The 26,340-nt window shown below is 40.5% G+C and carries 24 protein-coding genes; 6 read left to right on the forward strand and 18 right to left on the reverse strand.

Annotation, left to right across the window (positions count from 1 at the left end; genetic code table 11):
* Positions 1-102 precede the first annotated feature (102 nt).
* From ACFQ38_RS14030 to ACFQ38_RS14105, 16 genes are all read right to left on the reverse strand, one after another.
* Entirely contained in the window at positions 103-1,074 is a 972-nt protein-coding gene (locus tag ACFQ38_RS14030; RefSeq protein ID WP_381481658.1) for a 2-hydroxyacid dehydrogenase, read from the reverse strand.
* A gap of 23 nt (positions 1,075-1,097) precedes the next feature.
* On the reverse strand, positions 1,098-2,246 hold the full coding sequence (gene dgoD / locus ACFQ38_RS14035; protein ID WP_381481661.1) for a galactonate dehydratase: 1,149 nt from the start codon (positions 2,244-2,246) through the stop codon (positions 1,098-1,100).
* Positions 2,243-3,736: a tripartite tricarboxylate transporter permease gene (locus ACFQ38_RS14040; protein ID WP_336824182.1), complete on the reverse strand. Its 1,494-nt coding sequence runs from the start codon at positions 3,734-3,736 to the stop codon at positions 2,243-2,245. The genes dgoD and ACFQ38_RS14040 overlap by 4 nt, the downstream gene beginning before the upstream one ends.
* 17 nt (positions 3,737-3,753) lie before the next feature.
* Positions 3,754-4,197 carry a tripartite tricarboxylate transporter TctB family protein gene (locus tag ACFQ38_RS14045; protein WP_336824183.1) on the reverse strand — a complete coding sequence of 148 codons (444 nt, stop codon included), beginning with the start codon at positions 4,195-4,197 and terminating at the stop codon, positions 3,754-3,756.
* A 60-nt stretch (positions 4,198-4,257) separates the two neighbouring features.
* Entirely contained in the window at positions 4,258-5,259 is a 1,002-nt protein-coding gene (locus ACFQ38_RS14050; RefSeq protein WP_381481664.1) for a tripartite tricarboxylate transporter substrate binding protein, read from the reverse strand.
* Positions 5,260-5,277: 18 nt separating this feature from the next.
* On the reverse strand, positions 5,278-6,348 hold the full coding sequence (locus ACFQ38_RS14055) for a 2-dehydro-3-deoxygalactonokinase (RefSeq protein ID WP_381481666.1): 1,071 nt from the start codon (positions 6,346-6,348) through the stop codon (positions 5,278-5,280).
* Positions 6,329-6,970, reverse strand: a complete 642-nt coding sequence (locus ACFQ38_RS14060) for a bifunctional 4-hydroxy-2-oxoglutarate aldolase/2-dehydro-3-deoxy-phosphogluconate aldolase (protein ID WP_336824186.1) — start codon at positions 6,968-6,970, stop codon at positions 6,329-6,331. Before ACFQ38_RS14060 ends, ACFQ38_RS14055 begins: the two co-directional genes overlap by 20 nt.
* 150 nt (positions 6,971-7,120) lie before the next feature.
* Complete coding sequence (locus ACFQ38_RS14065) at positions 7,121-7,894, reverse strand: IclR family transcriptional regulator (protein WP_336824187.1); 774 nt, start codon at positions 7,892-7,894, stop codon at positions 7,121-7,123.
* A 693-nt stretch (positions 7,895-8,587) separates the two neighbouring features.
* A complete protein-coding gene (gene pcp, locus ACFQ38_RS14070; RefSeq protein ID WP_381481670.1) occupies positions 8,588-9,184 on the reverse strand; it encodes a pyroglutamyl-peptidase I in 597 nt (198 codons plus the stop codon).
* 1 nt (position 9,185) lies between these two features.
* On the reverse strand, positions 9,186-12,041 hold the full coding sequence (locus tag ACFQ38_RS14075) for a M14 family metallopeptidase (protein WP_381481673.1): 2,856 nt from the start codon (positions 12,039-12,041) through the stop codon (positions 9,186-9,188).
* Positions 12,042-12,050: 9 nt separating this feature from the next.
* Positions 12,051-12,938, reverse strand: a complete 888-nt coding sequence (locus ACFQ38_RS14080) for an ABC transporter permease (RefSeq protein ID WP_381481676.1) — start codon at positions 12,936-12,938, stop codon at positions 12,051-12,053.
* 1 nt (position 12,939) lies between these two features.
* The gene (gene nikB, locus ACFQ38_RS14085; protein ID WP_336824191.1) at positions 12,940-13,872 is read right to left on the reverse strand and encodes a nickel ABC transporter permease; all 933 of its coding nucleotides are present in this window, start codon (positions 13,870-13,872) and stop codon (positions 12,940-12,942) included.
* Positions 13,873-13,940: 68 nt separating this feature from the next.
* Positions 13,941-15,521, reverse strand: coding sequence for an ABC transporter substrate-binding protein (locus tag ACFQ38_RS14090; protein WP_336824192.1), 1,581 nt, complete (start codon positions 15,519-15,521; stop codon positions 13,941-13,943).
* A complete protein-coding gene (locus ACFQ38_RS14095; protein ID WP_381481679.1) occupies positions 15,514-16,539 on the reverse strand; it encodes an ABC transporter ATP-binding protein in 1,026 nt (341 codons plus the stop codon). The genes ACFQ38_RS14090 and ACFQ38_RS14095 overlap by 8 nt, the downstream gene beginning before the upstream one ends.
* Positions 16,536-17,516, reverse strand: a complete 981-nt coding sequence (locus ACFQ38_RS14100; protein ID WP_336824194.1) for an ABC transporter ATP-binding protein — start codon at positions 17,514-17,516, stop codon at positions 16,536-16,538. The genes ACFQ38_RS14095 and ACFQ38_RS14100 overlap by 4 nt, the downstream gene beginning before the upstream one ends.
* Positions 17,517-17,529: 13 nt before the next feature.
* Positions 17,530-18,267, reverse strand: a complete 738-nt coding sequence (locus ACFQ38_RS14105; RefSeq protein WP_381481681.1) for a 5-oxoprolinase subunit PxpA — start codon at positions 18,265-18,267, stop codon at positions 17,530-17,532.
* A gap of 194 nt (positions 18,268-18,461) precedes the next feature.
* Between ACFQ38_RS14105 and pxpB the strand changes: the two genes are divergently transcribed.
* Genes pxpB through accC form a run of 4 tightly spaced genes read left to right on the forward strand, consistent with a single transcriptional unit; the run spans position 18,462 to position 22,005 of the window.
* Positions 18,462-19,187: a 5-oxoprolinase subunit PxpB gene (gene pxpB / locus ACFQ38_RS14110; protein ID WP_381481683.1), complete on the forward strand. Its 726-nt coding sequence runs from the start codon at positions 18,462-18,464 to the stop codon at positions 19,185-19,187.
* The gene (locus ACFQ38_RS14115) at positions 19,168-20,163 is read left to right on the forward strand and encodes a 5-oxoprolinase subunit C family protein (RefSeq protein ID WP_381481685.1); all 996 of its coding nucleotides are present in this window, start codon (positions 19,168-19,170) and stop codon (positions 20,161-20,163) included. The genes pxpB and ACFQ38_RS14115 overlap by 20 nt, the downstream gene beginning before the upstream one ends.
* Positions 20,164-20,174: 11 nt before the next feature.
* Positions 20,175-20,651 carry an acetyl-CoA carboxylase biotin carboxyl carrier protein gene (locus ACFQ38_RS14120; RefSeq protein WP_381481687.1) on the forward strand — a complete coding sequence of 159 codons (477 nt, stop codon included), beginning with the start codon at positions 20,175-20,177 and terminating at the stop codon, positions 20,649-20,651.
* Positions 20,644-22,005 carry an acetyl-CoA carboxylase biotin carboxylase subunit gene (gene accC / locus ACFQ38_RS14125; RefSeq protein ID WP_336824199.1) on the forward strand — a complete coding sequence of 454 codons (1,362 nt, stop codon included), beginning with the start codon at positions 20,644-20,646 and terminating at the stop codon, positions 22,003-22,005. Before ACFQ38_RS14120 ends, accC begins: the two co-directional genes overlap by 8 nt.
* A gap of 104 nt (positions 22,006-22,109) precedes the next feature.
* Here accC and ACFQ38_RS14130 read toward each other — a convergent pair whose 3' ends face one another.
* Positions 22,110-22,868: an IclR family transcriptional regulator gene (locus ACFQ38_RS14130; RefSeq protein ID WP_381481690.1), complete on the reverse strand. Its 759-nt coding sequence runs from the start codon at positions 22,866-22,868 to the stop codon at positions 22,110-22,112.
* 400 nt (positions 22,869-23,268) lie between these two features.
* Here ACFQ38_RS14130 and ACFQ38_RS14135 point away from each other — a divergent pair, with 400 nt between their 5' ends.
* Positions 23,269-23,598 carry an HIT domain-containing protein gene (locus tag ACFQ38_RS14135; RefSeq protein WP_381481692.1) on the forward strand — a complete coding sequence of 110 codons (330 nt, stop codon included), beginning with the start codon at positions 23,269-23,271 and terminating at the stop codon, positions 23,596-23,598.
* Positions 23,599-23,950: 352 nt separating this feature from the next.
* On the opposite strand, the gene nadX is transcribed toward ACFQ38_RS14135, so the two are convergent.
* On the reverse strand, positions 23,951-24,730 hold the full coding sequence (nadX, locus tag ACFQ38_RS14140; RefSeq protein ID WP_381481694.1) for an aspartate dehydrogenase: 780 nt from the start codon (positions 24,728-24,730) through the stop codon (positions 23,951-23,953).
* A 181-nt stretch (positions 24,731-24,911) separates the two neighbouring features.
* Here nadX and ACFQ38_RS14145 point away from each other — a divergent pair, with 181 nt between their 5' ends.
* Positions 24,912-25,817: a TIGR01777 family oxidoreductase gene (locus ACFQ38_RS14145; RefSeq protein WP_381481696.1), complete on the forward strand. Its 906-nt coding sequence runs from the start codon at positions 24,912-24,914 to the stop codon at positions 25,815-25,817.
* Positions 25,818-26,340 lie beyond the last annotated feature (523 nt).

The following is a 26,340-nucleotide window of genomic DNA, read 5'->3' on the forward strand; positions in this document are numbered from 1 at the left end:
CCACCTGTTCTATTTTAGGGACTTATTGGACAGCCCCTTCATAGTTTTCAGACTATACAATTGTAGTTAATAAACTGTTACGTGCTTGCGCATGTACCGTTTTCACTGCAGTTCTTTCACAACATTCGGCGGAACTTGTCCTGTGACAGCAGCCACTAAATTCTCTGCAGCTTTCATCGCCATATCGAATCTTGTGTTTTCTGTACAGGAGCCGATATGCGGCAAGGTAACGACATTTTTCATCTTTAACAATGGGTTGTCTTTCTGCACTGGTTCAATTTCAAATACGTCCAAACCTGCCGCACGGATTTCATTGTTTTCCAACGCTTCAATCAAAGCAGCTTCATCGACTACTTGCCCTCTTGAGCAGTTAATGAAAATCGCATCACGCTTCATGGACGCAAATTGCTCTTTGCCCATTGTATGATACGTCGCTTCTGTTAAAGGCAACATTAATACGACAAAATCAGACTCCTTCAACAAGTCATTCATATTACGGTATTGGACATCATACTTTTCTTCCAAATCGCGCTTACGCGATCGGTTGTAATACAGCACGTCCATCTCAAAGCCCAATTTCGCCCTTCGTACAATTTTCTCACCAATGCGCCCCAAACCGATAATGCCCAACTTCGCATGATGGACATCTTTCCCGAAATACTCTTGGCTATCTAAGTTAAAGTTCCATTCACCATCTTTTACATAGCGATCAAATTCTACAATTCTTCTTGAGGTCGATAAAATAAGACCAAACACTAAATCCGCAACCGCTTCGTCAAGTACATACGGTGTGTGCGTGCCGATCACATTTCTTTTCTTCATCGCTTCAATATCGAAACCGTCATAACCGACAGCAATATTGCTTACAACCTTTAGATGAGGAGCATGGCTAAGTAAGTCTTCTGTAATAATTCCTTTCGGAGTCATTAGACCCTCCACATCCGCAATTTCTTTCAATAATATATCTTCAGGAATCGGCTCAACTTCCCTCCATATTTTATAATCGCAATGTTTGGCAATGAACTCCTCCACCTCTTGTGGAATAGGCTTTGCAATAAATACTTTAGGCTTCATGTACATCCTCCTAAGGTTTTTCTTTACCATTCAGCAATGCAGCCGTCTTGATGTCTCCAAACTGGATTTTTCCAATTATGTCCAACCCTCGCTTTCTCTCTGACATAATCCTCATCTATTTCAATCCCAAGACCTGGCCCTTGCGGTATGGCAACATAGCCATTTTTATATTCGAAAACCGACTTGTCTTTAATATAGTCTAACAGATCACTGCCTTCGTTGTAGTGAATGCCTAAGCTTTGCTCTTGAATAATAGCATTGTGCGAAGTCGCGTCCACTTGCAGACATGCCGCAAGCGCAATCGGTCCTAATGGACAATGAGGAGCTAATGCTACATCATACGCTTCTGCCATTGATGCTATTTTCTTTACTTCTGTAATGCCTCCTGCATGGGATAAATCCGGTTGAACAATATCCACATAGCCTTCTTGAAGAATGCTTTTAAAATCCCATCTGGAAAACATTCTTTCACCTGTCGCTATAGGAATGGAAGTATGATTTGCTATCTCCCGAAACGCTTCAGCATTTTCAGATAACACCGGTTCTTCTATGAACATCGGTCTGAATTGCTCCAATTCCTTTGCCAATACTTTCGCCATTGGCTTATGTACTCGGCCATGAAAGTCAATGCCAATACCCACATAATTTCCAACAGCATCTCGCACTGCACCTACCCTTTCAAGCGTCTGATCAATTTTCTCAAACGTATCAATATATTGGAGTTCTTCTGTTCCATTCATTTTAACGGCGCTGAAGCCTGCTTCTACAACTGCTTTTGCTGCAACACCAACATCTGAGGGACGATCTCCCCCTATCCAAGAATATACTTTAATTGAATCACGGCAAGCGCCTCCCATTAATTGATAAATAGGAGCGTTATAATACTTTCCTTTAATATCCCACAGTGCTTGATCAATACCTGAAATGGCGCTCATAAGAATAGGCCCGCCCCGATAAAAACCTGAACGGTATAACATATTCCAATGATCTTCAATTCTCATTGGATCCTTGCCAATCATATATTCCATCAGTTCTTCAACACATGCCTTCACTGTATGTGCTCTTCCCTCTACGATTGGTTCTCCCCAGCCAATGATGCCTTCATCAGTTTCTATTTTCAAAAAAAGCCATCTTGGAGGTACTTGAAATAATTCATATGAAGTGATTTTCATTCCGTCGCCCCCTTATGCGTTTTTTTCATTAGTTTCTTCGTGAAAAATGGTGTAAACAATGTGATGACTGCGATTGTTAATAGAACAACAGTTATAGGTCTTGTATAGAAGATACTTAAATCACCTTGCGACATGACCAAAGCTCTTCGTAGATTACTTTCCATCATCGGTCCCAAAATCAAACCTAAAATAACTGGTGATGCAGGAATTTCGAATCGCTTAAAGAAGTATCCAACTACACCAGCAACGAACATAACTACAACATCAAAATAGTTATTTCCAAGAGAATAAGCTCCAACTACACATAGCATTAAGATAAGCGGCGTCAAAATGGTTTTAGGAATATGCAGAACCTTTGTGAAGAAACGTATCCCCAATAATCCGAATACTAATAATAAAATATTAGCCAACAGCATGCCGACAAACAATGTATAGACGATAGGGCCATTTGATTCAAATAACATAGGGCCTGGTTGAAGCCCTTGAACCATTAATGCACCTAACAATACGGCTGTTACTGCATCTCCGGGAATACCAAGTGTTAATAAAGGAATCATGGCGCCTCCTGTAACACTGTTCCCTGCCGCTTCAGGCGCTGCTACTCCACGAAGATCACCTTTTCCAAATTCATCTTTATGCTTTGCAAAACGCTTCGCTTCGTTATATGCAACAAAAGCTGCAATATCAGCCCCAGCTCCCGGAATCATTCCAGTAAATGTCCCAATTCCAGAAGAACGCAAAATTGTACCAATCAACCCTTTAAATTCATGCCATTTTAACTTCACTTTATCAAGTGTGACTGAAACCTTTTTTTCTTTAAATATATCTTCCATCGACTTAAATGCTTCCGAAGTTGCAAATAGTCCGATCATAATTGGAATAAAACCGATGCCTGTAGACAATTCAGGCATTCCAAATGTAAATCGTGGAAAGCCCCCGATTGGATCCAAACCAATCGTTGCTATTAACAATCCTAATGTACCAGCCATCAATCCTTTGACAATCGATTTACCTGCAATACTGGATACTATTGATAATCCAAACAATGCTAAAGCAAATGACTCGGGCGCGCTAAATTTTAAAGCAAAGCTTGCTAACTGAGGTGCAACTAAAATAAGAACAATTACACTGATCAGCCCACCAATTGCACAGGAAAGTGTTGATACCGTCAATGCTTTATGAGCTTTCCCTTTTTGTGTAAGTGGATATCCATCCATTACAGTAGCTGCGGAAGCAGGAGTTCCCGGTGTATTAATCAAAATGGCGGTCAATGAGCCCCCATATACGGAACCGAAATAGACACCTATCAACAACAGAATCCCCGTTACTGCATCCATTCCAAATGTTAGTGGAAGCATAAGAGCAACCCCCATTGTTGACGTCAATCCAGGCAAGGAGCCTATAACAATCCCTAATAATGTTCCAAAAGCCAAGAATAGTAGAACATCCCATTGAAATACATTAATGAGCCCTTCCAAAAACAAATTCATTCTCTGTCACCCCCGGTCTATAAGAATAACGACCCCAAAGGAATCGAAACCTTTAATAGCAATTCGAAAACGATATATACGAATAGAACTGCTCCTAACGGAACGCTGATTAATGTAGCAACGCGCCGAACTTTTGAAAAAAATAAAAGTCCAAAAATTACTAAAGCAGTCGAAATATAAAAGCCAATAAAAGGCATTGCCAATATATAAGCTAAAACTATTACCATTGAAATCAAAGCATATCCTATCGTCATCCACTGTTTCTCTGATTTTTCTTTATCAAGGATCCCTTGAATGAATAAGATCAACCCGAAAATGATTAGCAATCCACAATAGATTCTCGGCAAAAATGCAGCTCCAACTTCCATCGTATTTCTGTCCGGAAAGTCTAAAGTCAAAAAATAAAAGAACCCGCCTATTAGTATCGAAATGATTCCACTTGTAATATGCGGAATTTTCATCGGTTACACCCCTCACTTATACCAATGTTGAAAAAATAAAGATTGGGAAAATCCCAATCTTTATTTACCGCTTAAACCTAACTCTGCGAACATTCCTTTATAGTAATCATAGTTTTCATCCATAAAAGAAGTAAATTCTTTCGAATCCTTTAACTCGATTCCAAGACCATTGCTGCTCATAAACTTTTTGAAGTTCTCTTCCTCAGCAGCTTTCAAGAAAGCATCCTCAAGAATCGAAACAATTTCATTAGGAGTATCTTTAGGTACTGTAATACCTCTCCATGTAGCAATTGTTTCGCTTTCAAGACCCGCTTCTGCAAACGTAGGGACATCCGGGATAATATCCGATCTTTTATCGGACATTACCGCAAGGGTTTTAAGATTCCCTGCATCCAACTGTGTTTTTACCTCTGCTGGACTAACCGTAACTGCGTCGATATGTCCTCCAACTAAAGCAGTTACAGCTGGTGCAGCACCTTCAAAAGGAACGTGATTCAATTCGATATCTGCATTCTTTGCCAAGCTTTCAGCTGCTACATGCCATATGGATCCAGAACCAGCATTACCGACTTTTAGTTCACCTGGGTGAGCTTTCGCATAGTCAATGAACCCATCCAATGTATCATAAGGTGCATCCGCTGGAACTGTTAATGCAGCAGGATCTAAGTTAATCATCGCTACTGCTTTCATTTGATCTTGATTTAGCGAAGAGACTCCCATATGCTCTAACATTGTCAACTCTGCAATAACCATTGTGACTGTGTAACCATCAGGCTTCGCATTCGCGCCTTCCGTCATGCCAACTGAACCGCTTCCACCAGGCTTATTAACTACACCGACCGGTTGTCCCAAATGCTTTTCAACATCTGCCGCTAATGCTCTAGCTGCAGCATCAGTTCCCCCGCCTGCTGAAGTAGGTGAAATTAATGTAATTGCTTTGTTTGGAAAATCTGAACTTCCTTTAGAACTTGATTCACTAGATTTATCACTTCCACACGCGGCCAATGATAAAATTAAAGCAGAAATAATCGCTAACCCAACGTATTTCATAAACTTTTTCATCACATATTCTCCCTTGAGTTATTTTTTCTCTTTTCTGTTTACAAATCTGTCTCGATTCATCTTATTCGCAATTTCCTGAGCTCCGATGACAAGTGAATTTTCGACTTGCAGGTCATTAGCCTCAATCACTTTCCATTTTTCTCTCATTTGATTCAGCAAGTATGCAAATGATCGCTTTAAAGGATTTGTCCCACCAATTACTATCCAATCAAAATCCTCTATCGCTTCAATACTGCCAAAAAGCGATTGGATATCATTATAAATGACTGATCCAACAAAATAGTTGGCTCTTTCATTCTCTGTTAAGTTCTCGAAAAGTTGAAGTAATCGGATGTGATAAAAGCTCCTTGTAAGTCCATAGCTTTTAGCCGCCTCAAAACCTTTTAATAGCATTGCTTCATCTATTTCCTGAACTAAGTTCGGACTGAGTGAGTCGGATAGTATCGTTTCTTTTTGCATGGCCATTAGTGTTTCTCCACCTAAGGTAGAAAGACAAGAAATCAATGTTCGGTCATGATCCACAATAACAAACTTTGTGTGGGAGCCTGGCAAGACTATAATTCCTTTACCATGTAAATCCATTTGTTTTAACAACCCAATAGATTCTACTTCTTCCCCTCTCATCACATCGAATTGATTAATCGCATCGATTGGACGAATACAATCCGATACTCCATTACTCATTCCTGGAACAAAAACGCAGGGAATTTCGTAAAACTCTTTCAAACTAACAACTTTAGAGCTTTCCACAAAATCATCCACTCCAGCAGGAGCAATAATATGAGGAACTTCATAAAGTCCTAAGTTAGACGTAATCATACCGGATGCTACGATATACTCCACATCGAAAGCCGTTAGGCAATTTCTTTCGAGCAATCTTCCCAAGCCCTTATGAAGATGGCTTTTCAATTCTCCATTGTGACCATCTATAGCAGTATTTCTAACACCAATACGCACTTTCTCACTATCGGTAATTTGATTTGTTTCGCTATCGATTAATCTAATTCTTGAATTAGTAGTACCTGAGTCAATAAGTATGGCAAACATTTCATCACCGCATTTCAGTTTTTCATCTTGTTGTACGTGCATTATTGGCTATTTCTACAAATCGGGATGCCCGCTTTTCAATTTCTTCATAATTTCCTGTTTGGACTATTCCATCATCAACGAGCGAACTTCCAATCCCAAGTGACATAGCACCCGCCTCTAAATAGTCCTTTGCATTTTCCAAAGAAATTCCGCCTACCGCCATTGTTTGGATAAATGGCAACGGCCCTTTTAGATCTTTGAGAAATGATGGACCGAGACTACGAATCGGAAATATTTTAACCATTTTAGCTCCAGCCTCATATGCAGATAGTGCCTCTGTAGGTGTGAACACTCCAGGTATCAAAGGCACATCATACCGATTGGCTGCTTCAATAGTCTTTTGATTCACTGTAGGAGCCAACAAGAAACTTGCACCTGCCATTATTGCAAGTACAGCCGTTTCGGAATCCAAAACAGTACCTGCTCCTATGAGCAAATCTGGGTAAAGCGCTTTCAAACTTTCGATACCTTTTATCGCACCTGGCGTATTCATCGTCACTTCAACTACACGAATTCCACCCTTGTATAGGCTATCGACAGTAGGGATCAAGTTTTCCGTCGATTCAGCACGAATAATAGCTACAATCTTCTCCTCGGAAATTCTGTTTAAGATTGATTTCAAATCCTCACCCCTTTTGTTCCTCATTGAGGAACACAGTTTCATTAATGTTGCATTTATTAGTCGTTCCTCAATAAGGAACGACGTTTCAATAATTATGCATATTCTAATTATAATTCGAAACCGAAAACAATGTCAATTCGAATTTTGCGATTAGGATACCTTTCCACCTAACAATTTAGAAATTTCTTGGGATGTTTGCAAAACTTCCATAGCCATAGCACTCAACTTATCCTCTGTTACTCTCATGATCGGTCCCGCTACACTGATGCCTGCAACGACCTCTCCTTTAGAGTTAAAGATAGGAGCAGCCGCGCACTTGATACCCAATTCATGTTCTTCATCATCGATCGAATATCCATTATTTCGAATCTCTTCTAAATGGAGTAATAGTGTTTCAATATTAATAATCGTCTTATGGGTGAATTTTTCCAATCCCTTATCCTCAACGATATCAAGTATTTCTTGTTGTGGTAAAAAAGCAAGGATTGCTTTGCCGACACCTGTGCAATGCATAGGGGCTCTCTTCCCAATATTCGAAAACATGCGTATCGTTGCGGAGCTTTCGATTTTATCAATATAAACAATTTCGCTTCTTTCCTGAATAACCAAATGAGCCGTTTCCCCAGTTTTTTCAGCCAAACGTCGTAGATGACTCGATGCCACCTTGCGAATGTCAATATTATTTGATACTGTTTGTCCAAATTCGATCAACTTCAGCCCTAACCGATACTTTTGATTTTCTGGGTCCTGTTGTACAAAACCCTTTTTCAACAACGACATCAATAAGCGATGAGCCGTGCTTTTCGATACTTTTAATTCAGTAGACAACTCGGTAACTCCTAAACCATCCGGCTCTCCTTGCAATATTTCCAATATAATCAATGCACGATCTACTGATTGGACCGTGATAACCTCATTTTTCATTCGAGTCCTCCTATGGTTCTGTAATACGGAACATCGTTCTTATGATAGATTATACTAAAATAGATCACAAATACAACAGTAAATAGAGGCTTGATATTTTTCGGAATCGTAGTTGTCGTGTTTGATGTTCTTACATCTTAAATTTTCGTATCCTCCATTCAGAAAAGCTGGCTAACAAGTTCGAGCTTACTATGATCTTTTCCCATTGAGCTGCTGATATCTTGGGTAGAAGCAGCTGTCTGTTCTACCCTCGTTACTGATTCCTCAGACACAAGCAGGCATTCCGGTAATTGATTCATTGACCACCTTGCTGTTTGATGAGATGTGATTCAATATATCCGATACGTTGCCCTATGCTCCTTGCCACTTATAGCGAAAGAAACGAAATTCAAGTATGTACAAATAGTTAGTACAAGTTAAAGAGTAGATGTGGGTACATATGAAGAAAAAAACCTTGTTTAATTAAAAATAGGATCTTTCTATTTGTACCTTTTATGATACACATCTGGTGAATTACTTTACATGTCTCTTCTACCTAATGCTTGGTATATAATCGTTAACGATAAAGTTTATTCATTAAGTACACTTCAATTTTCTTCAATAACAATAAAAAACACCATGCCCTTCTCTAAGAGCATAGTGTCTAAAATAGAGATGATTCTCGTCCTTTAAAACGAATATCGAGCTTCAACATCAAAGCGTCTCCAAACAAACCCGCACACCTTTCACTAAATCGTCTAAAGACCAGCTTGGCAGTCGTTTATTGATCAATGCCAATTCATGAGAAGCAGGGATGTGGATAAATCCGGCGCGGAATTTTCCGCCCTGTTTTTGCGCTTTATGCAAAGCTGCGTACATTATATTATTGCATAAATAGGTGCCTGCTGTATTGGAAATAGCTGCCGGCAATCCAACTTCTATCATCCGGTTCACCATTTCCCTTACTGGCACTGTAGCAAAAATTCCGTCGGGACCATCGACATCAATCGGTTCATCTGTCGGCGCATACCCGTCATTATCGGGCTCTCCGTCTTTCATGTTAATGGCAATTCGTTCAGGTGTTATCTTTGAGCGTCCGGCAGCTAAGCCTAACATGATGACGACATCTGGATTTACACGATCAATTGCTTCTATTAAAGCAGACTCTGATTCCTTGAAATGAACAGGTAAAATTTCAGGAACAATTTCCAAACCATCTATGCCGCTCGAAACAATGGATTTTACTACTTCTTCTGTCGGATTGATCGGGTTGTCCAAAAAAGGCACAAAGCCCGTTAATAATACTTTCATTTTAGGCATTCCCTTCTGTTAATTTGTTAACTAAACGAATTGGCCGTTCACGAAATCTTTCCGTTTCGCTTGCATATACAATCTCGGATTGAGCTAGCTGTTCGATAACTGCCGAGTTAAATACCATCTGTGCTTCGACACATGATGCTAATACTTCATCGTACACGATTTCATCAGCTGCTTCGGTAATAATATCTGCGGCAATCCAGTTTGGATAACGTCCAATGCTATAATAACTAGTCGGATCCGCCTCAATTTGATCGAAATAAAAATTTAAATGCTCAGCTTCTTCAAGTAAGAAAACTTCAGGCAACCAATCATTTCCGTACTTTTTAAAGCGTTCCCGCCAATAATCATTCATCTCGGAAATTGACGTTTTCCCAATTTCATCACTAACGACATTTACTACTGCATTGAAATTATCTACATGCAGTTGTCTTTCTACGTTTTGAGGCACTCTGCAAATTCCGTACATTTTGGCACTCGGTAAAAAATAGGATACTGGAAAACGCGGCGGGCTATTATATCCGGCAAATGGTTGCACCCATTCATGAGATGGTATGCCATGATCGTCGATAATAACGTCTGGCGCCCATTTGCGCAGCAGCTCAGGCATAATATTGCCTTCCCCGAAAACGGATTTGCTGAATCTGACATAGGAATACTCTAATCCGACCGCATTGAAACGTGCTGCATGATGTTTCCATTCCGGATGCTCACTCATTAAACGTTTCAGCAGCATGTAGCCATCCACATTCGCTAACGGAATGACGACAATATTGATCTTTTTCAATTGTTCAGATGTGAATTGATCGATTAATTGCATCACTGCATAGGTACTCGAAACTTCATTCGAGTGATGACCCGCTTCAATAATAATCGTAGGCTTATGAAGCGTCATTTTTAAGCTTGCTTCATATTCCTCTTCCGTAGGCAAATAACATTCAATGACCGGAATTTGTTCGTGACGGAATGATTCATCGGGTACGACCACTTTATACGGCCTTCTTTGTAAGAAGTCCTCCACTTCATGGTGAGGATGCTCTTTTTTAATTTCGAATGAATGGACCGGATGCTGCAATCGAACGCCGTCTTTCATCGCCGAAATATTATCCATCTCAAAAGATGCGTTAAAATAAAGTGTATCCGTTACGACTTCAGGCAAGGTATCGTTGGAGTAACGGAAAACCTTCACTTTCGCCCTCGGTTTGTCTTCTTCCGTCAAATGCATGAAAGGGTACACTCCACCAGGGGCGTAAAAAGGCTTTCCTTCGACTTCCTCTCCCCAATGCGCAAAATAATCGAGTGTATTAAAATATAAATCTTCATGCAATGCTTCTAATGAAGAAACTCTTTCCTCATCAATGCCTAACTTTCTTTCGCTTTCATTCATCCAGACGTCTATTTCGATCCGGTCAAAAAATGGAACGATATGCCCTTGGCCCTGTTCATAATCTTTTACTTGTTCTTTAACGGCTGGCAATATTTCCTTTAAATAAAACTCATAAAATGACGCTCTTGAGCTATCAATCAGCTCAGTAATTCGCTCTCCATCCTTCAACAACAGTTCAACAGCAGTTGTCGATGGATATGCATAGTTCTTTCCATTAACGTAATCGATACGCTTTACCGGTACGTGTAGCCTTCCAAGCTCGGAGCGGGCACCATCCTTTTCACCATAGACAATATATGTAGACTCTTGGTTTGGCACACAGTCAAACATGACGTTTTCATGCGCAATACCCCATTCTCTTTCTACCAATAAATCGATCGGATACACTTCTTGAATCCAACGAATGTTTAGTTCCAGCCCATTCGGCAAATTATCCTCTACTGCCGAAATAATCACCTTATCAAAAGCTTCGTTGCGATATTGTGGAATGATCACTTCTTCTATCCAATGGTATGCTGTTTTAAAAGATGAGAACACTTCTACTTGATCCGTATGAACCTTTCTTTTCCAAGCTTCCGCTAGTTCAGTTCGTTTTTGTAAATCCTTTGAAATGAAAATACGCGCTTCAGCGATTTGATCTTTATACCGCCTCAACACAGCATCGATTTTCTCTTCTTCACTTTCGTCCTGCCATTCAAATTCAAGCATGAGGTCATCTTTGAAAGGAAGCCGCTTCAATTCTTTTTCCCAGTAACCAAAATTGCCGCCTTCGCTCCAATGCTTCGCACGGCTTACTGTTTTTACGATTTCTGGGATTTCACTTAATTTCCCTTGAAAGGAAAGATGATTTTTCTCTACAAGTTGAAGAGCCAATTGCTCTTGCTCTTTCATCGTAATTTTCACGATCGCTTTTTCTCGATCGCGCCACGGTAGTATGAATTGTGTAGACAGCAAAGAAGCACGAGCGATTAATTCACAAAATGCTTTTCCGACCTCTATCGGTAAATGATGATCTAAATGGTAACCGACACTCATTTCACGATAGGGGGATGCTTCAAAATGATTCCCAAACCCAGCGAAAGTCCAAATATCCTCTATACTCTCAATTTCAGGTACGACAGCTTCTTCACGATAGGACAGTCCTTCGCTCGCAATTGTCGACAATAGATGATTCAACTCTTCTTCTGTCTTATAATAAATCGTAATTTTGGAATCTTTCATTTCAAGTTGAGTTCGTTCACTTTTTTCCCAATTCAAATGAAATCGCTGATTGTTTCTATCAAAAAAATTGAAACTTAAAGCTGTTGTTTCATATCCAATTCTTGCGAAAACATCAAATAACGCTGGAGGGAAATAATCCTCCTCAAAATTAATGAAAAGAGAGACTCCGTCAATGATACCGTCGTTATTTTTATCTAACAGAACTCCATCTGTAGACCATATTTTTTGTATGAGTTCATTCATCATGATCACCTACATTTTCAAATTTGGATCGAAACGGTCTCTCAACCAATCACCTAATAAGTTGAATCCCAATACGGTTAGCATAATCGCAACGCCAGGGAAAACAGCAGTCCACCATGCAGTTGTTGTATAGTTTCGGCTATCTGCCAACATGCCTCCCCAAGATGGAATCGTCGGATCGACGCCCAATCCTAAAAACGTAAGCGAGGCTTCCAATAAAATAAATTCGGCAATATACATCGTCCCCAACACTAAAATCGAAGACATGACATTGGGCAAAATATGTTTTCGGATAATCGTGAAGTTGCTGCCGCCAATCGCTTTTGCTGCTTGAATATACTCCTGTTCTTTCAATGAAATGACCTGGCCTCGAATGAGACGGGCAAAGCCAACCCAATACGTTATTCCTAATATAATGATAATTTTCCACATTCCAGTTCCAATGACACTCATTACAATGATCGCAAGCAAAATAAACGGGAATGCCAATTGAATGTCCGCTACTCTCATAATGAAATCATCCAGCCATTTACCAAAATAACCGGAAATCAAGCCGAAGAACACTCCGATGATAAGCGCAATCAATACTCCGAAAAAGCCTACCATAAGCGAAATTTGTGCCCCGTGAATAATTCTGCTGAGCAAATCCCGTCCAACTTGATCGGAGCCTAACAAATAGACGGATTGTCCAAGTGGATCAGCCCAAGAAGGTGGAAGTAAACGGTCTTTCAAGTTGGCTGCTGTATAATCATAAGGGCTTATCCAAGATGCAAAAATTGCCGACAAAATTGTAATTGCCGTCAAAATCATCCCGATAACACCCGTAGGATTTTTCTTAATGAATTTCCAAGATCGTTGGAAAGCGGAATCTTTCTTTTTCTCAATCACTTGCTCCATTTTACTCCCCTGCCTTTCCTGCTTTGATCCTTGGATCAATAAATGAATAACTAAGATCGACAATCAAGTTAACAAGCACCATAATCATCGCCAAGAAAATAACTCCGCCTTGGATGACAGGATAGTCCCGCTGGTTAATCGCATCAACGATCAGCCTTCCGATGCCGGGCCAAGCAAAAACTTGTTCAATAATGACGGTTCCGCCTAATAATCCCCCTAATTGCAAACCTAAAAAGGTAATGGTCGGAAGCAATGCATTTCGAAAAGCATGCTTAATTATAACTTTCCATTCTTTAATCCCTTTGGAGCGTGCAGTCGATATATATTGCTGATTTAGCACTTCCAGCATGGAAGAACGGATGAGCCGAGCCAATATCCCCGACAATATTAAACCTAACGTTACGGACGGTAATATGAGTGAAGAAAATCCTTCAAAGCCCGATGCAGGAAGCCATTGAAGTGTTACTGAGAAAATGAGGATAAACATAATTCCAAGCCAAAAGTTTGGAAACGATATCCCGACTAGTGAAAAAACTCTACCAAAGAAATCGAAAAACTTCCCGCGATATACGGCAGATAAAATGCCGATCGGAAAGGCAATCAGTACTGCTACTGCCAATCCACCAACCGCTAAAGCCAAAGTTGCCCCCGCTCTTTCAAAAATCAATGAGGAAACTTTCGCTCCGTTTCTGAACGATTCTCCAAAATCAAACGTCAGCATACCTTTCAAAAACAGCCCATATTGAACATATAGAGGTTCATTGAGACCTAATTTTTCATTTAACGCTTCAATCGCTTCAGCTGTAGGTTCACCAGCGCCAAACATAACTGCCGCAGGATTTCCGGTTAAACGAATTGAGAAAAAGACTAATAACGATATAAAAAAGACGACGAATACCATATGAAGCAATCTGCGTAGTATGTATGAAAACATGGTGATTCCCCCTTTAAAATGTGAAGAAAGAGACAGTATGTTGAACGCACACTATCTCTTTTTCCAAATTACTTCACAGATACTTCTTCTAAACGGATGCGATCTTCATGTGGAGGCTGGAAGTCAACTAATCTTTCATTGACGCCATATAGACCTACCTCTTGATATAGGTTGATTTCCGGTGCAAGATCATACAGCACTTCCGTTAGCTCCATGAAAATTTGTTCCCTCTCGTCTTGGTCGACAGTTGAACGTTCCGCTTTTAGCAATTCTTCAACTTTCGGATCACTAAACGATGGATTCCAATGCTCGCCCTCTGCGTACATTAAATAAGCGGTATTATCAAAGTCCAATGTCCATCCACCCCAGCCTTGACGATACATATGCCCTGCTTTTCCGCTTGGGATCAATTCTGAAGTTAAGGTTGTTGGATCTGCGTTATTGATGTTCAGCTTAATGCCAACTTCATCAAAATAGTATGCAATGATTTGAGAGATTTCCTTGAAATTTCCGTCATTTCCCGGAATGTAAACTTCCAATTCTGTTCCTTCAGGCACACCCGCTTCAGCTAACAATTCCTTAGCCTTTTCCGGATCGTATGGATATGGCTCCAAGTTCGGGTTATTACCAAATGAAAGGTCACTTTGGTACGTGCTGATCGGATTTGCATAGCCATCCAAAATTTCATCGATGATTGCTTCTTTATCGACAGCATAGTTTAATGCTTGTCGAACTAATTTATCGTCAACGATACCATGCCCAGGATCAAATCGAAGGGAGAATACAGTCGGCGTTCCGACTTCCTCCAATTTAATGTATGGAGCATCTTTTACAGTTTGTGCTTGTGAAATTTCGACACGCTTCATAATATCGATTTTTCCAGTTTGCAATTCTGCTAACCGTGTGGAAGCTTCCGGTATAAATCGGAATGTAACTCCGTCTAATTTCGGAAGTCCTTCTTTCCAATAGTTTTCGTTTTTCTCCAATTTTGCATATTGGTCCCTTTTGTATTCAACCATTTTAAAAGGGCCTGTCCCTACAGGATGATCATTGAAAAATTCATCGGTATTTTCTTGTACATATTTAGGTGGCACAATTACCGCTCCATAACCGGATAGTTTTGTTAACAACACTGGGTCAGGAGTATTCAAATGAAAAATGACTTCATAGTCGTTTACAACTTCAACCGAGTCAATCGATGTATAGTTTGCCTGTTGAGGCCCTTTTGCTCCCTCTTCTCCTAAGAGTCGGTCAAACGTGAATTTAACTGCATCCGCGTTAAATGGTTCTCCATTATGAAATGTAACACCTTCACGTAATGTAAAACGCAAAGTCAAATCATCTTCGTATTCCCAAGACTCGGCTAAGCCTGGCTGCAATTCCAAATTCAAATCGCGATCTACTAAGCCTTCAAAAATAGATGAAGCGACAGAGCTCCAGTCCAATAAAAATGTGTCAATCGGGTCCCAACTTTGCGGGTCGGTTGGAACACCTACTACAATGCTGTTGCCTCTTTCAGCTGCAGGATTTTTACTTGGATCTGCAGGCGTTTTGGAATCCCCATCTGAACTCGATTTTCCGCCAGAACATGCCGATAGCACGATCATTACAGCGATCAGCAACATGAATAAACTTTTTTTCTTATACATTGGTGACACTCTCCTTTTCCACACTATTAATATTTTGATCTACTGAGTGATACAAATGGCATGAAGTATAATGCCCGTTTTCCACCTCAATAAATGTTGGCTCCTTACTCTTACAAACTTCCATACATGCAAAACATCTCGGATGGAATGTACAGCCGCTTGGAGGATTGGATGGACTCGGTACGTCTCCCGTCAGCACAATTCTCTCTTTTTTCTCATCCGGATGGGATTTCGGCAAGCTTGAAAGGAGCGATTGGGCATATGGATGAAGAGCTTTATTATAAAGACTATGCTTATCCGTCAGCTCGACCATCTTACCTAAGTACATCACCCCGATGCGATCACAGAAATGTTTCACAACGCTTAAATCGTGGGAAATGAATAAATACGTTAAATCATATTCCTTCTGCAAATCACGCATTAAATTCAAAACCTGTGATTGAATCGATACATCCAACGCCGATACAGGTTCATCAGCGATTATAAACTTCGGTTTTGAGATTAACGCCCTTGCAATGCCAATCCGCTGTCGCTGCCCGCCGGAAAATTCATGGGGCAATCGATGCAACTGAGCTTTCGTTAAACCAACTTGCTCCGCAACCTCATATACTCTTTGCTTGCGCTGCTCTTTATCTTTTACTCCGAAGTTGATTAACGGCTCTTCGATAATTTGATATATTTTCATCCTCGGATTTAAAGACGCAAAAGGATCTTGAAAAATGATTTGCATCTCTTTCCGGTATTTCATCATATCTTTCTGAGAGAGATTCGTAATATTATTCCCCTCAAAAATAATCTCGCCGGATGTCGGTTGAAGCAGCTTTAAAATTGTCCGCCCCATTGTACTTTTGCCGCAGCCTGATTCACCGACAATACCTAAAGTCTCACCGCGGTTCACCGTGAAAGAAACACCATCGACGGCTTTTACCTCATTCAGAACCTTTTTCCCGGTTATTCCTCCAAGCTGAGGAAAGTATTTTGTCAGCTGTTTTACTTCTAATAAAGGAGCATTCGTCAATGTACTTCCTCCTCTCCATACAACCAGCACCTTACTTTGCTTCCATTCGAGTGAGGAACCATTTGCGGATCTTCAGAACAACGGTCATGCGCGAATGGACAACGTTCTTTAAAACGGCACCCCTTGACAATACTTCCGGGCGCCGGAACAGTTCCCGGTATGCTCGATAAATATTCTTTTTCCTCGTGGATCGAAGGCAAAGACGCAAGAAGCCCTTTCGTATAAGGGTGAAGAGGTTCATCAAACAAATTCTTTGTCGTAGCTTCTTCAATAATTTCTCCGGCATACATGACGACAACACGGTCGCAAATTTCTGCAACGACCCCCAAATCATGCGTAATTAAAATGATCGACATTTGAAGTCTTTTTTGAAGCGATTTCATAAGTTCTAAAATTTGGGCTTGGATCGTTACATCTAGCGCTGTTGTCGGTTCATCTGCTATCAGTATTTTCGGGTCGTTCACTAAAGCGAGGGCAATCATGACCCGTTGCCTCATTCCTCCGGATAATTGGTGAGGATAATTATCCATTACTTCATCCGGACGCGGTATGCCTACAAGCTTTAGCATTTCCAAAGTCCGTGCATCCGCTTCCTCTCGACTTATTTTTTCATGGCTAAAAATCATTTCGCGTACTTGTTTACGAATCGTATAGACCGGATTTAACGAACTCATCGGCTCTTGGAAAATCATCGACATTTTTTTCCCGCGTACGTCCCGCCAATCCTTTTTCGAGAAATTTTCAAGGTTTAAAGCTCCTAAATGAATATGACCATCTAAGTAATCTATTCCTTTCGGAAGAAGCCCCATTAGCGAAAGTGACGTCATACTTTTTCCGCATCCAGACTCTCCAACAATGCCTAACGTTTCCCCCTCTTTCAATTCGAAAGAAACGCCATTGACAATAGGGGTTTTTTTCTTGCCGTCGACTACACCGACTTTTAACTCGTCTATTTGCAATATTGCCTGCTCAGCCATATTCTCACTTCCTTTAACGTAAACTTCTATGCTCTTTTCGAATGGATCGCAAAATCTCGACTGCCGCATCGTTATCTCCGTGAATGCAAAATGTATCGGCTGCAATCGAATATGTAGTTTGCTGTCTAGTTGTCACGGTTGATTCATTAACGATTTGTTGAAATTGTGCTGCTGCGAAATGTGGATCGCTAATTACGCTGTTCACGATTTTTCTGGGAGTCAGCTGGCCATCTTGTTCGTATGTACGATCTACAAAAGCCTCAGACCACACTGTTAACCCTTTCTTCTGTGCAACTTGGACGGTAACACTGTTCGCAAGAGCATATAAAATCAACTCATTGGAATAGTCACGTACAGCATCTGCAATTGCTTCAGATGTTTTTTCGCAAACAGCTGCCCGATTGTAAAGTGCACCATGCGGCTTCACGTGATGTAAACGTTTACCAAACTTTTTTAAAAAAGCATCTAAAGCACCGATTTGATAAAGAACAATATCGTAAATTTCGTCTTTCGTGAACTCCATATTACGGCGACCAAAACCGACGATATCTGGATACCCTGGATGGGCTCCAACATTCACTCCGTACTCGATTGAAGCTTCTACAGCTTTTCGCATATTGCTCGGATCACTAGCATGAAAACCGCAAGCTATATTGACACTGTCTACATACTGCAACAGTTCGGAGTAATCTTTTATTTTATAAATTCCAAAGTCCTCGCCGAAATCACAGTTAATATCAACCGCTCCCAAACAATCACCTCAACATCTATTCCCGAATTTCAAAACTATTGTTTCAAGTTATAAAAAACATTCTATCACACTATTTGTTGATTTCAAATATATTTTTTACGACTCACTTGTATTTCTTTGCAGAATATTGAATAATAGGAATACCATTTAATAAAACCTAATTCCCGTAATTCGGAACAAAAGGAGGGTGTATCGTGGAGTATTCGATTAAACCTTTTCATGATCACGCGATTTACATTTCATACGGAGAAGATATACGAGAGGATTATTTGCATTACAGCCAAACGATAATTGCGGAGCTTGATAGAAATCAGCCAATTGGCTATGTGGAAGCAATTCCGGGGTACAACAATCTAACCATTTTCTATGATCCAATTAAAATTGCAGAAGAATACAAAACAACACAAATGCAGCAAACCTTTATAAACACAATCGAAAGTATGCTCAAAAATATAGGGGAAATAAAGGCAACTGAACGTGATGTAGTTGCTATCCCAGTTTGTTATGACGAAGAATATGGACCTGATTTGACTTACGTAGCAAAATTTCACAACCTTTCAATCGAAAAAGTGATAGAGCTTCATAGTGAAACGATTTATACAGTCCATATGTTAGGGTTCGCTCCCGGATTTCCTTTCTTAGGCGGTATGGACCAAAGAATTGCGACTCCAAGAAAAACAACGCCTGCACCTGCGATTCCCGCTGGATCTGTAGGCATCGCAGGAATTCAAACTGGTGTCTATCCAATTGAAACACCTGGCGGATGGCAAATCATTGGTAGAACTCCATTATCTTTATTTCAACCACATATGCATCCACCCTCTTTATTGATTGCTGGAGATAAATTGAAATTCTATCCGATTACAAAAGAGGAATTCATGGAACTGGAGGGGAAGAAGTATGATTACATTACTCAATAGCGGAGTATATTCCTCCATACAAGATAATGGCCGATGGGGTTTTCAGCAATACGGGATGATTGTAAGCGGCGCGATGGATCGCAACGCATTAAAAATTGGCAATTTACTAGTCGGAAATGAACAAGACGAAGCCGGAATTGAAATTACGTACGGCTTAACAACCATACAGTTCGAGTCAGATCGATTAGTTGCGATAACCGGTGCTGATGCATCCCCTTTACTTAATGGAAAAACTGCTCCTATGTGGCGGCCTTTCAGTGTAAAAGCGGGAGATCAGCTTCAATTCCAAGGAGCTCTATCCGGGGTAAGAAGTTACGTAGTTTGCGCAGGCGGTTTCGACATACCGATCGTTTTGAATAGTAAAAGTACATATGAAAAAGCAAAAATTGGCGGGTACTATGGAAGGCCATTAAAAAGCGGAGATACGGTTGCGCTACTGCCAATGAATGAATGGCAGCACCAATTGTTTTCAAAGCTTCATGAACGAAAACAACATTTGGAGTGGTCAGTGAATTTTGGGGACTTTTGCTGTTTTCGGAAACAAAACACCCTCCATGTGATACCGACAGGGCAACATTATTTATTTGATGAAGAAAGCATTTCCTATTTTGAAAACGCTATCTTCACCGTTTCAAACCATGCGGATCGAATGGGCTGCCATTTACAAAGCAAAAAGCCTTTACAGCTTTCCAATCAACGAGAGTTATTATCGGAGGCAATCGCTTTTGGCACAATACAAGTGCCACCGAGCGGTATGCCAATGATTCTACTAGCCGATCGCCAAACGACCGGGGGCTATCCTAAGATTGGCCAAGTGATGTCAGCTGACTTTTCAGTTTTAGCTCAAATGAAACCAACCGACCAAATCCAATTCCGATATATAGACGTAGAACAAGCTGAACAAGCACTTTTAAAACAGTACAAAGCTTTTCAACAAATCAAGCAAGCGATTGCATATAAGCTGAAGCAAATATGAGGAGGATTTTTATGTTTACCGAAGAAGAAATACAAGCCATTCAAAAAATAGTAACAATCATTGATAATAGTTCACTGCGTTCCGGCACTTTCGAGAAGGATGGATTTGTCATTCAGTTCAATAAAGATCACGGAACCTATTCCTATGCTCCAGCAGCGCCAAAGGAAGAAGCAGTCAACCCGTTCAACACCGATCTTGTTGAACCTGCGGCGGGAGCAATAGTTGAAAGCGATACAGATTTAGAGTGTAAAGCCCCTTTCTTAGGAACACTTTACTTACAGAGCAATGACGAAGAAAAATCAGCTATTCACATCGGTCAAAAAGTAAAAAAAGGAGAAGTTCTGTTTTTAATTGAAGCGATGAAATTATTAAATGAAGTCCATGCACCCGCAGACGGTGAAATTACAGAAATTCTGTGTAACCATGGAGATCTTGTGCAGTTCGGGGATGTTGTCATTCGAATGAAGGCAAGTGATCTGAATGATTAAAAAAGTACTCATTGCCAACCGAGGTGAAATAGCCGTCCGCATCATACGGACTTGCCAGGATTTAAACATCAAAACGGTCGCTATCTATTCTGAAGCAGATCGAGATGCATTGCATGTCCAATTGAGCGATGAAGCCTATTGCTTAGGCCCTGCCTCTTCCCAAGAAAGTTATTTACGGCAAGATGTAATCGTTCATCTTGCCTTACAAACGAATTGCGATGCAATCCATCCAGGCTATGGGTTTCTATCCGAAAACGATCAATTTGCCCTCATATGCGAGCAAGTCGGCATTAAGTTCATTGGTCCTTCTTCAGCTGCCATTCGTTCAATGGGTGTTAAAGATGAAGCGAAACAAATTATGAAAAATTCAAATGTGCCAGTCGTGTTAGGTTCTGATGGATTAACAACCACATTGGATGAAGCAATCGAAATTGCCGAACAAATTGGCTATCCGCTCATTATTAAAGCGACCGCAGGCGGTGGAGGAAAAGGCATTCGCCTCGTTTATGAGAAAGACCAACTAGTAGATCAGTTCAAATCAGCCCAAAATGAAGCTTCGTCAGTTTTTGCCAATAGCGGTGTCTACATTGAAAAATACATCGAACAGTTTCGTCATATTGAAGTCCAAATTGCTGCCGATCAATATGGCAATACCGTTCACTTAGGTGAACGGGACTGTACAACTCAGCGTAGAATGCAAAAACTGATTGAAGAAGCTCCCTCCTCTGTCATCGACGATCAGTTAAGAGATGAATTAGGAAAGGCTGCCGTTCGGGCCGCAAAAGCCGTTCATTATGTCGGTGTCGGTACAGTTGAGTTTATTTATGATTCCATAAAAAAAGAATTTTACTTCATGGAAATGAATACAAGAATCCAAGTGGAACATACGATTACTGAAGAAGTGACTGGCGTGGACCTAGTAGAATTGCAATTTCGCATTGCAAACGGCGAACCGCTTCCTTTCAAACAGGAAGAGATTCAATGGACAGGATGGGCGATCGAATGCCGGATCAATGCGGAGGACCCTCTCCAAAATTTCATGCCGAATCCCGGTACAATCTCTTTCGCGCATTTGCCTGCAGGGCCGCATGTAAGAGTGGACAGCGCCATTTATACTGGATATACGATACCGCCCTATTACGATTCGATGATTGCAAAAGTAATTGTTCGCGGCTCAGATCGCAACGATGCCATTCAAAAAATGAGACGGGCATTGAACGAAATGAAAATAGAAGGGATTCCAACAACAAAAGACTTTTTACAATATGCCCTTCAGTTCGAGGAATTTCAAAAAGGTGACTTCACCTCTAATTTATATTCGTCCATGATTGAAGGATTCAGCGATTTAAAATAAATGGCGAATACCCTTTAAAACAAAAAAGTACTTGAGCTATAGTTGTCTAAGGCTCAAGTACTTTTTTGATAACACCTATCCATGCTTTGTCATGAATCAAGCGATTATTTCTTTTCATATCCGATCTCTTCTGAAATCTTGTGAGCAGCTATTTTAACCTTTTTGCTTAAATGTTCAATTGCATTATCGGAAAACTCGATTTCAATGCCTGCCACACTTAAGGAACCGATCACTTTTCCATCACTATTATAAATAGGTGCAGCGAGTGATGCTGTATGATTTTCCAATTCAGATTTGCTAATCGTATATCCTTTTTCTCTCGCCTCTTCAATCGATGCAAGCAATTGTTGCCGATCTGTAATCGTATTGTTCGTATACGCTTTTAGTTCAACACGCTCCAAATATTGTTCGATAAATTGATCGGATTGGAAAGACAAGACCGCCCTGGCACATGCACCGCCGTATAATGGACTTCTACGGCCAACAGATGTATACAGTTTAACCTTTTGGAACTCATCGATTTTCTCGATATATACTGCTTCATCTCCCTCTAAAATTGCTAAATTGACCGCTTGGTGTTCTTCACTGTGCAGTTGGCGCATGATCGGTTCCGCAATTTGCCGTATATTCATCCGGCTCGAAACGAGACGGCCAAACGTTAAAAAAATCGTGCCTAACCGATATTTTGCATCTTCCTTTTTCTCTAAAAATTTCATTTCCTCCAAGGACAATAACATCCGATACACAGAACTTTTCGGCATACCGGACAATTCCACGATTTCTTGAAAAGTCAACTCGGCATGGTCTGTAAATAAATATAAAAGTTCCATCGTTCGAATGACCGTCTTATTCATATTCGACATATTGTTGCTCCTTCTCTTTTCGACAAATAAGTTTTATGTATACGTCCTAACCTACCAATATAGCTGTCTTGCTCTATAGTCGATCACATCCAAAGCTTTGTATTGGATCAACTCTATATACCTATCATACACATATTATACCATTATTTGAAGATTCTTTTATGACAGAAAAAATGAAGGCAGGAATGTAATTTAGCAGGTTCTGTAGAGGAGTAGAAATTAGTAAATGAGAGGAATGCGCATCATTGGGCAGTTGAATATCGTTAAAAAATTGACAATTCCGAAGATGTAGAGGAGTTTTATGTTAATATAGATTACAAGTAACTGTGAATTTGCCATTCAACAAACAGGGTACATCTTAAGTATTTTTAGAGAAATTGAAGCTACATAGGAGGATACAATGACTGAAGACTTTTATTGTGATGAAGTATTAAGTGGAAAAACTAAAGTCAATAAAGTAATGGAGACTGAAAATGTACTAGCTTATTACCATACAAAACCTTTTTACCCAGTTCATATTGTTGCAATTCCTAAGAAACATATCCCCTCTCTTATCACGTTAGAAGCAACTGACAATGGCTTGTTACTTGAGCTTTTAGGGGTAATTCAACAGGTTGCAGCTAAGGTTACGGAAGAATACGGAGCTTGCAGAGTACTAACGAACTTGGGTGAATATCAGGATTCCAAACATTTACATTGGCATATAGTCTTTGGAAAACCATTGCGATAGCTACCAAGCAATGAGAAGTATACAACGATTTACTTGTGGAGACTCTGGAGAGATAGTGAGCAACCAACGAACACAATACGCACGAATTGCTTTATCGCCCCTCCGAGTGTACTGTTTGGAGCACAAATTTCAATGGCATGATTGGCACAAGTAACATTTAATATTTATCACGAAAATCGAACAAGTAAAAAATACACAGAAAATTCACTGTGCATTTTCACTTGTTTTTCTTTTTCAAACTCTGTTTAATTCTTACACTAATTTGGTAGCAATTAGCGTTTCTCTCCTCAACAACATAACCGTTAGATTATAGCAAACGTATTGGTTCGCTGTTTCATTTTCCTTTTACCAACTACCCAACGACCAATGCATTTCCTCTATTTTTCAAAGCAGCAATAATGCTCAATGCCGCCAAATAGCTTGTTTTCGGGTTGCCCGGCATCGGATGATTTTCGATTTTCATTGTCATCTTGCCAAAATCACCGCTCGCTTCGATCGTATGTGTGTTTTGCTCAATAGCTGGGTCGGCGATAATTTGTACGCGCGTCTGATCAGCACCGATTCCTGCAATGGAAAGCAAAAGAGCGACATTGATGTTTTTCGGAAAACGGTCAATCGCTTTCCTCGCGGAACCATCAAACAGCAACTCCTCCGCCTTGACTGCCTCCAAGCCCAACGACTGCGGCGACTTCCTCGTCGTAATGCGGACTTCACGAAGTCCACCTAACGAATTTGCTGATTGCAAAAGATCCAATCCCCCGATCGCACCTGAAGGAAGAGAAATGGTTTGAGCGTTTGTTTGAGCAATCTCTTTCATTTCCATCAAAAATTCGTCATCCTTAAAAACACCAATACTGCTTAGAATCATATCTTTCTTGCTTTCCAATACTTCCTTCATATACATCTCTGCTGCTTCAACAGTCGCTGCCTCTACGACAACGTCCAACGGCGTATGTACAAACGCTTGAAAGTCTGAATAAAACTCGACTCCATATCGCTCAGACAGCTGCTTGCCGACTTTTTCATTCCTTCCAAACAATGCAATAATCTCACCGTCGACAGCATTCGCTTGATTGATATTTTGCAATAAATGCGTTGCAATATTGCCTGTTCCGATAATCCCGATTTTCATTGGATAAACTCCTTCCTTGATTCTTTATCTATTCCACAAGTAATGAAAATAGAATCGCCCATTACGTCCATTGTATCGTAAATATAACAGTCCTCCAGCAGATTCATACTTTATCTATGAAGTGCATGGTAAACTGAATATACGGAAAAACATAGTAGTCTATGAACAAGGAGGTGTTCAAATGAAAATCATCATTGCCGGCGGTTCGGGTTTTATTGGAAATAAACTAACCGACCTTCTTATGAAGCAAGGTCATGAAGTCATTATCTTGACACGGAAAAAGAGGCCGCCACTTAGTGGGGTGATGTATGTTGAATGGCTAACAGAAGGGGCAGCTCCGGAAAATGAAATAAGAGACGCCGATGCTGTCATTAACTTGGCTGGCGTTTCAATAAATGACGGTAGATGGACTCCAGAGCATCAAAGAAAAATCTACGATAGCCGAATGATTGCAACCGATGAACTGCTTAGAATCATTTCTACATTGCGCAAAAAACCTTCCGTCTTCATTAACGCAAGTGCAATCGGCATATACCCTGTATCACTCGACGAAGTGTATACGGAAGAGTCAAAGACGATGCCGAATGACTTTTTAGGCAAGACGGTTTTGGACTGGGTGCATAAAGCTAAACAGGCAGAAAAATCCGGTGCGCGTACAGTTTTCATGAGATTTGGCGTAGTGCTTGGAAGAGAAGGCGGGGCACTCCCATTGATGGCTCTGCCGTATAAATTATTCGCCGGGGGGACAGTCGGCTCAGGTCAACAATGGGTTTCATGGGTCCATGTCACGGATATCGTTCGAGCGATTTCCTTCGCGCTTCACAATGAACAGTTGCAAGGGCCAATAAATGTTACAGCCCCCTCCCCTTTGCGGATGAAAGAATTCGGAAAAACAATCGGATCGGTGTTAAAACGTCCACATTGGTTTCCCGTCCCTTCGTTCGCCATGAAGTTGGCTTTAGGGCAAAAAAGCAAATTAGTTCTTGAAGGGCAGAAAGTGTTGCCAAACGTGTTGATGGGAGAGGGATTTCAGTTTGAATTCTTAGAGCTTGAAGAGGCATTAATAGATCTATTTAATAGAAAGTAGAGAAATCTTCCTTTCTCAAGGTACACACGTGACAAAAAAATTTAAAAAGGGAGAAGCGCTTGGATGCTACTCCCAAAACTCCCTTTTTAGGCGCATATAGAATATTTCTATTTTCCGATGAACGCACTTGTCCCACAAACAGTTTTACAAATTTACCTCTCTCCCATGGTGGAATGAAAAGTGCCAACTATATACTGAACAACTTACTAACCTCACATAAACTGTAAGATTCCATCTTGGCTTGATCACGCATGTTTGAGCGATCAACCTTTTATCTTTCATTCTTTTGTTTTCATTAGAAAAACAGGAAAGGAAATTTTTACCTGTCCTGTTTATGTGCACCTTTATCACACGGAGGAATCTCCTAATCACATTCTTCTCATAAATAGAGGACCTTTTTGATGAATACGAATACGACAAAAAGGGGCTGTCCAGAAAGTCAGTGAAAACTGATTTTCTGTGATAGTCCCTTTCTGGTTGGAGAATAAATGGGGAACCCCTGACAACCGTCGCTTTCCGTTCC

The sequence above is a fragment of the Sporosarcina contaminans genome, from assembly GCF_042679045.1.
In the GTDB taxonomy this organism is placed as follows: Bacteria; Bacillota; Bacilli; order Bacillales_A; family Planococcaceae; genus Sporosarcina; species Sporosarcina contaminans.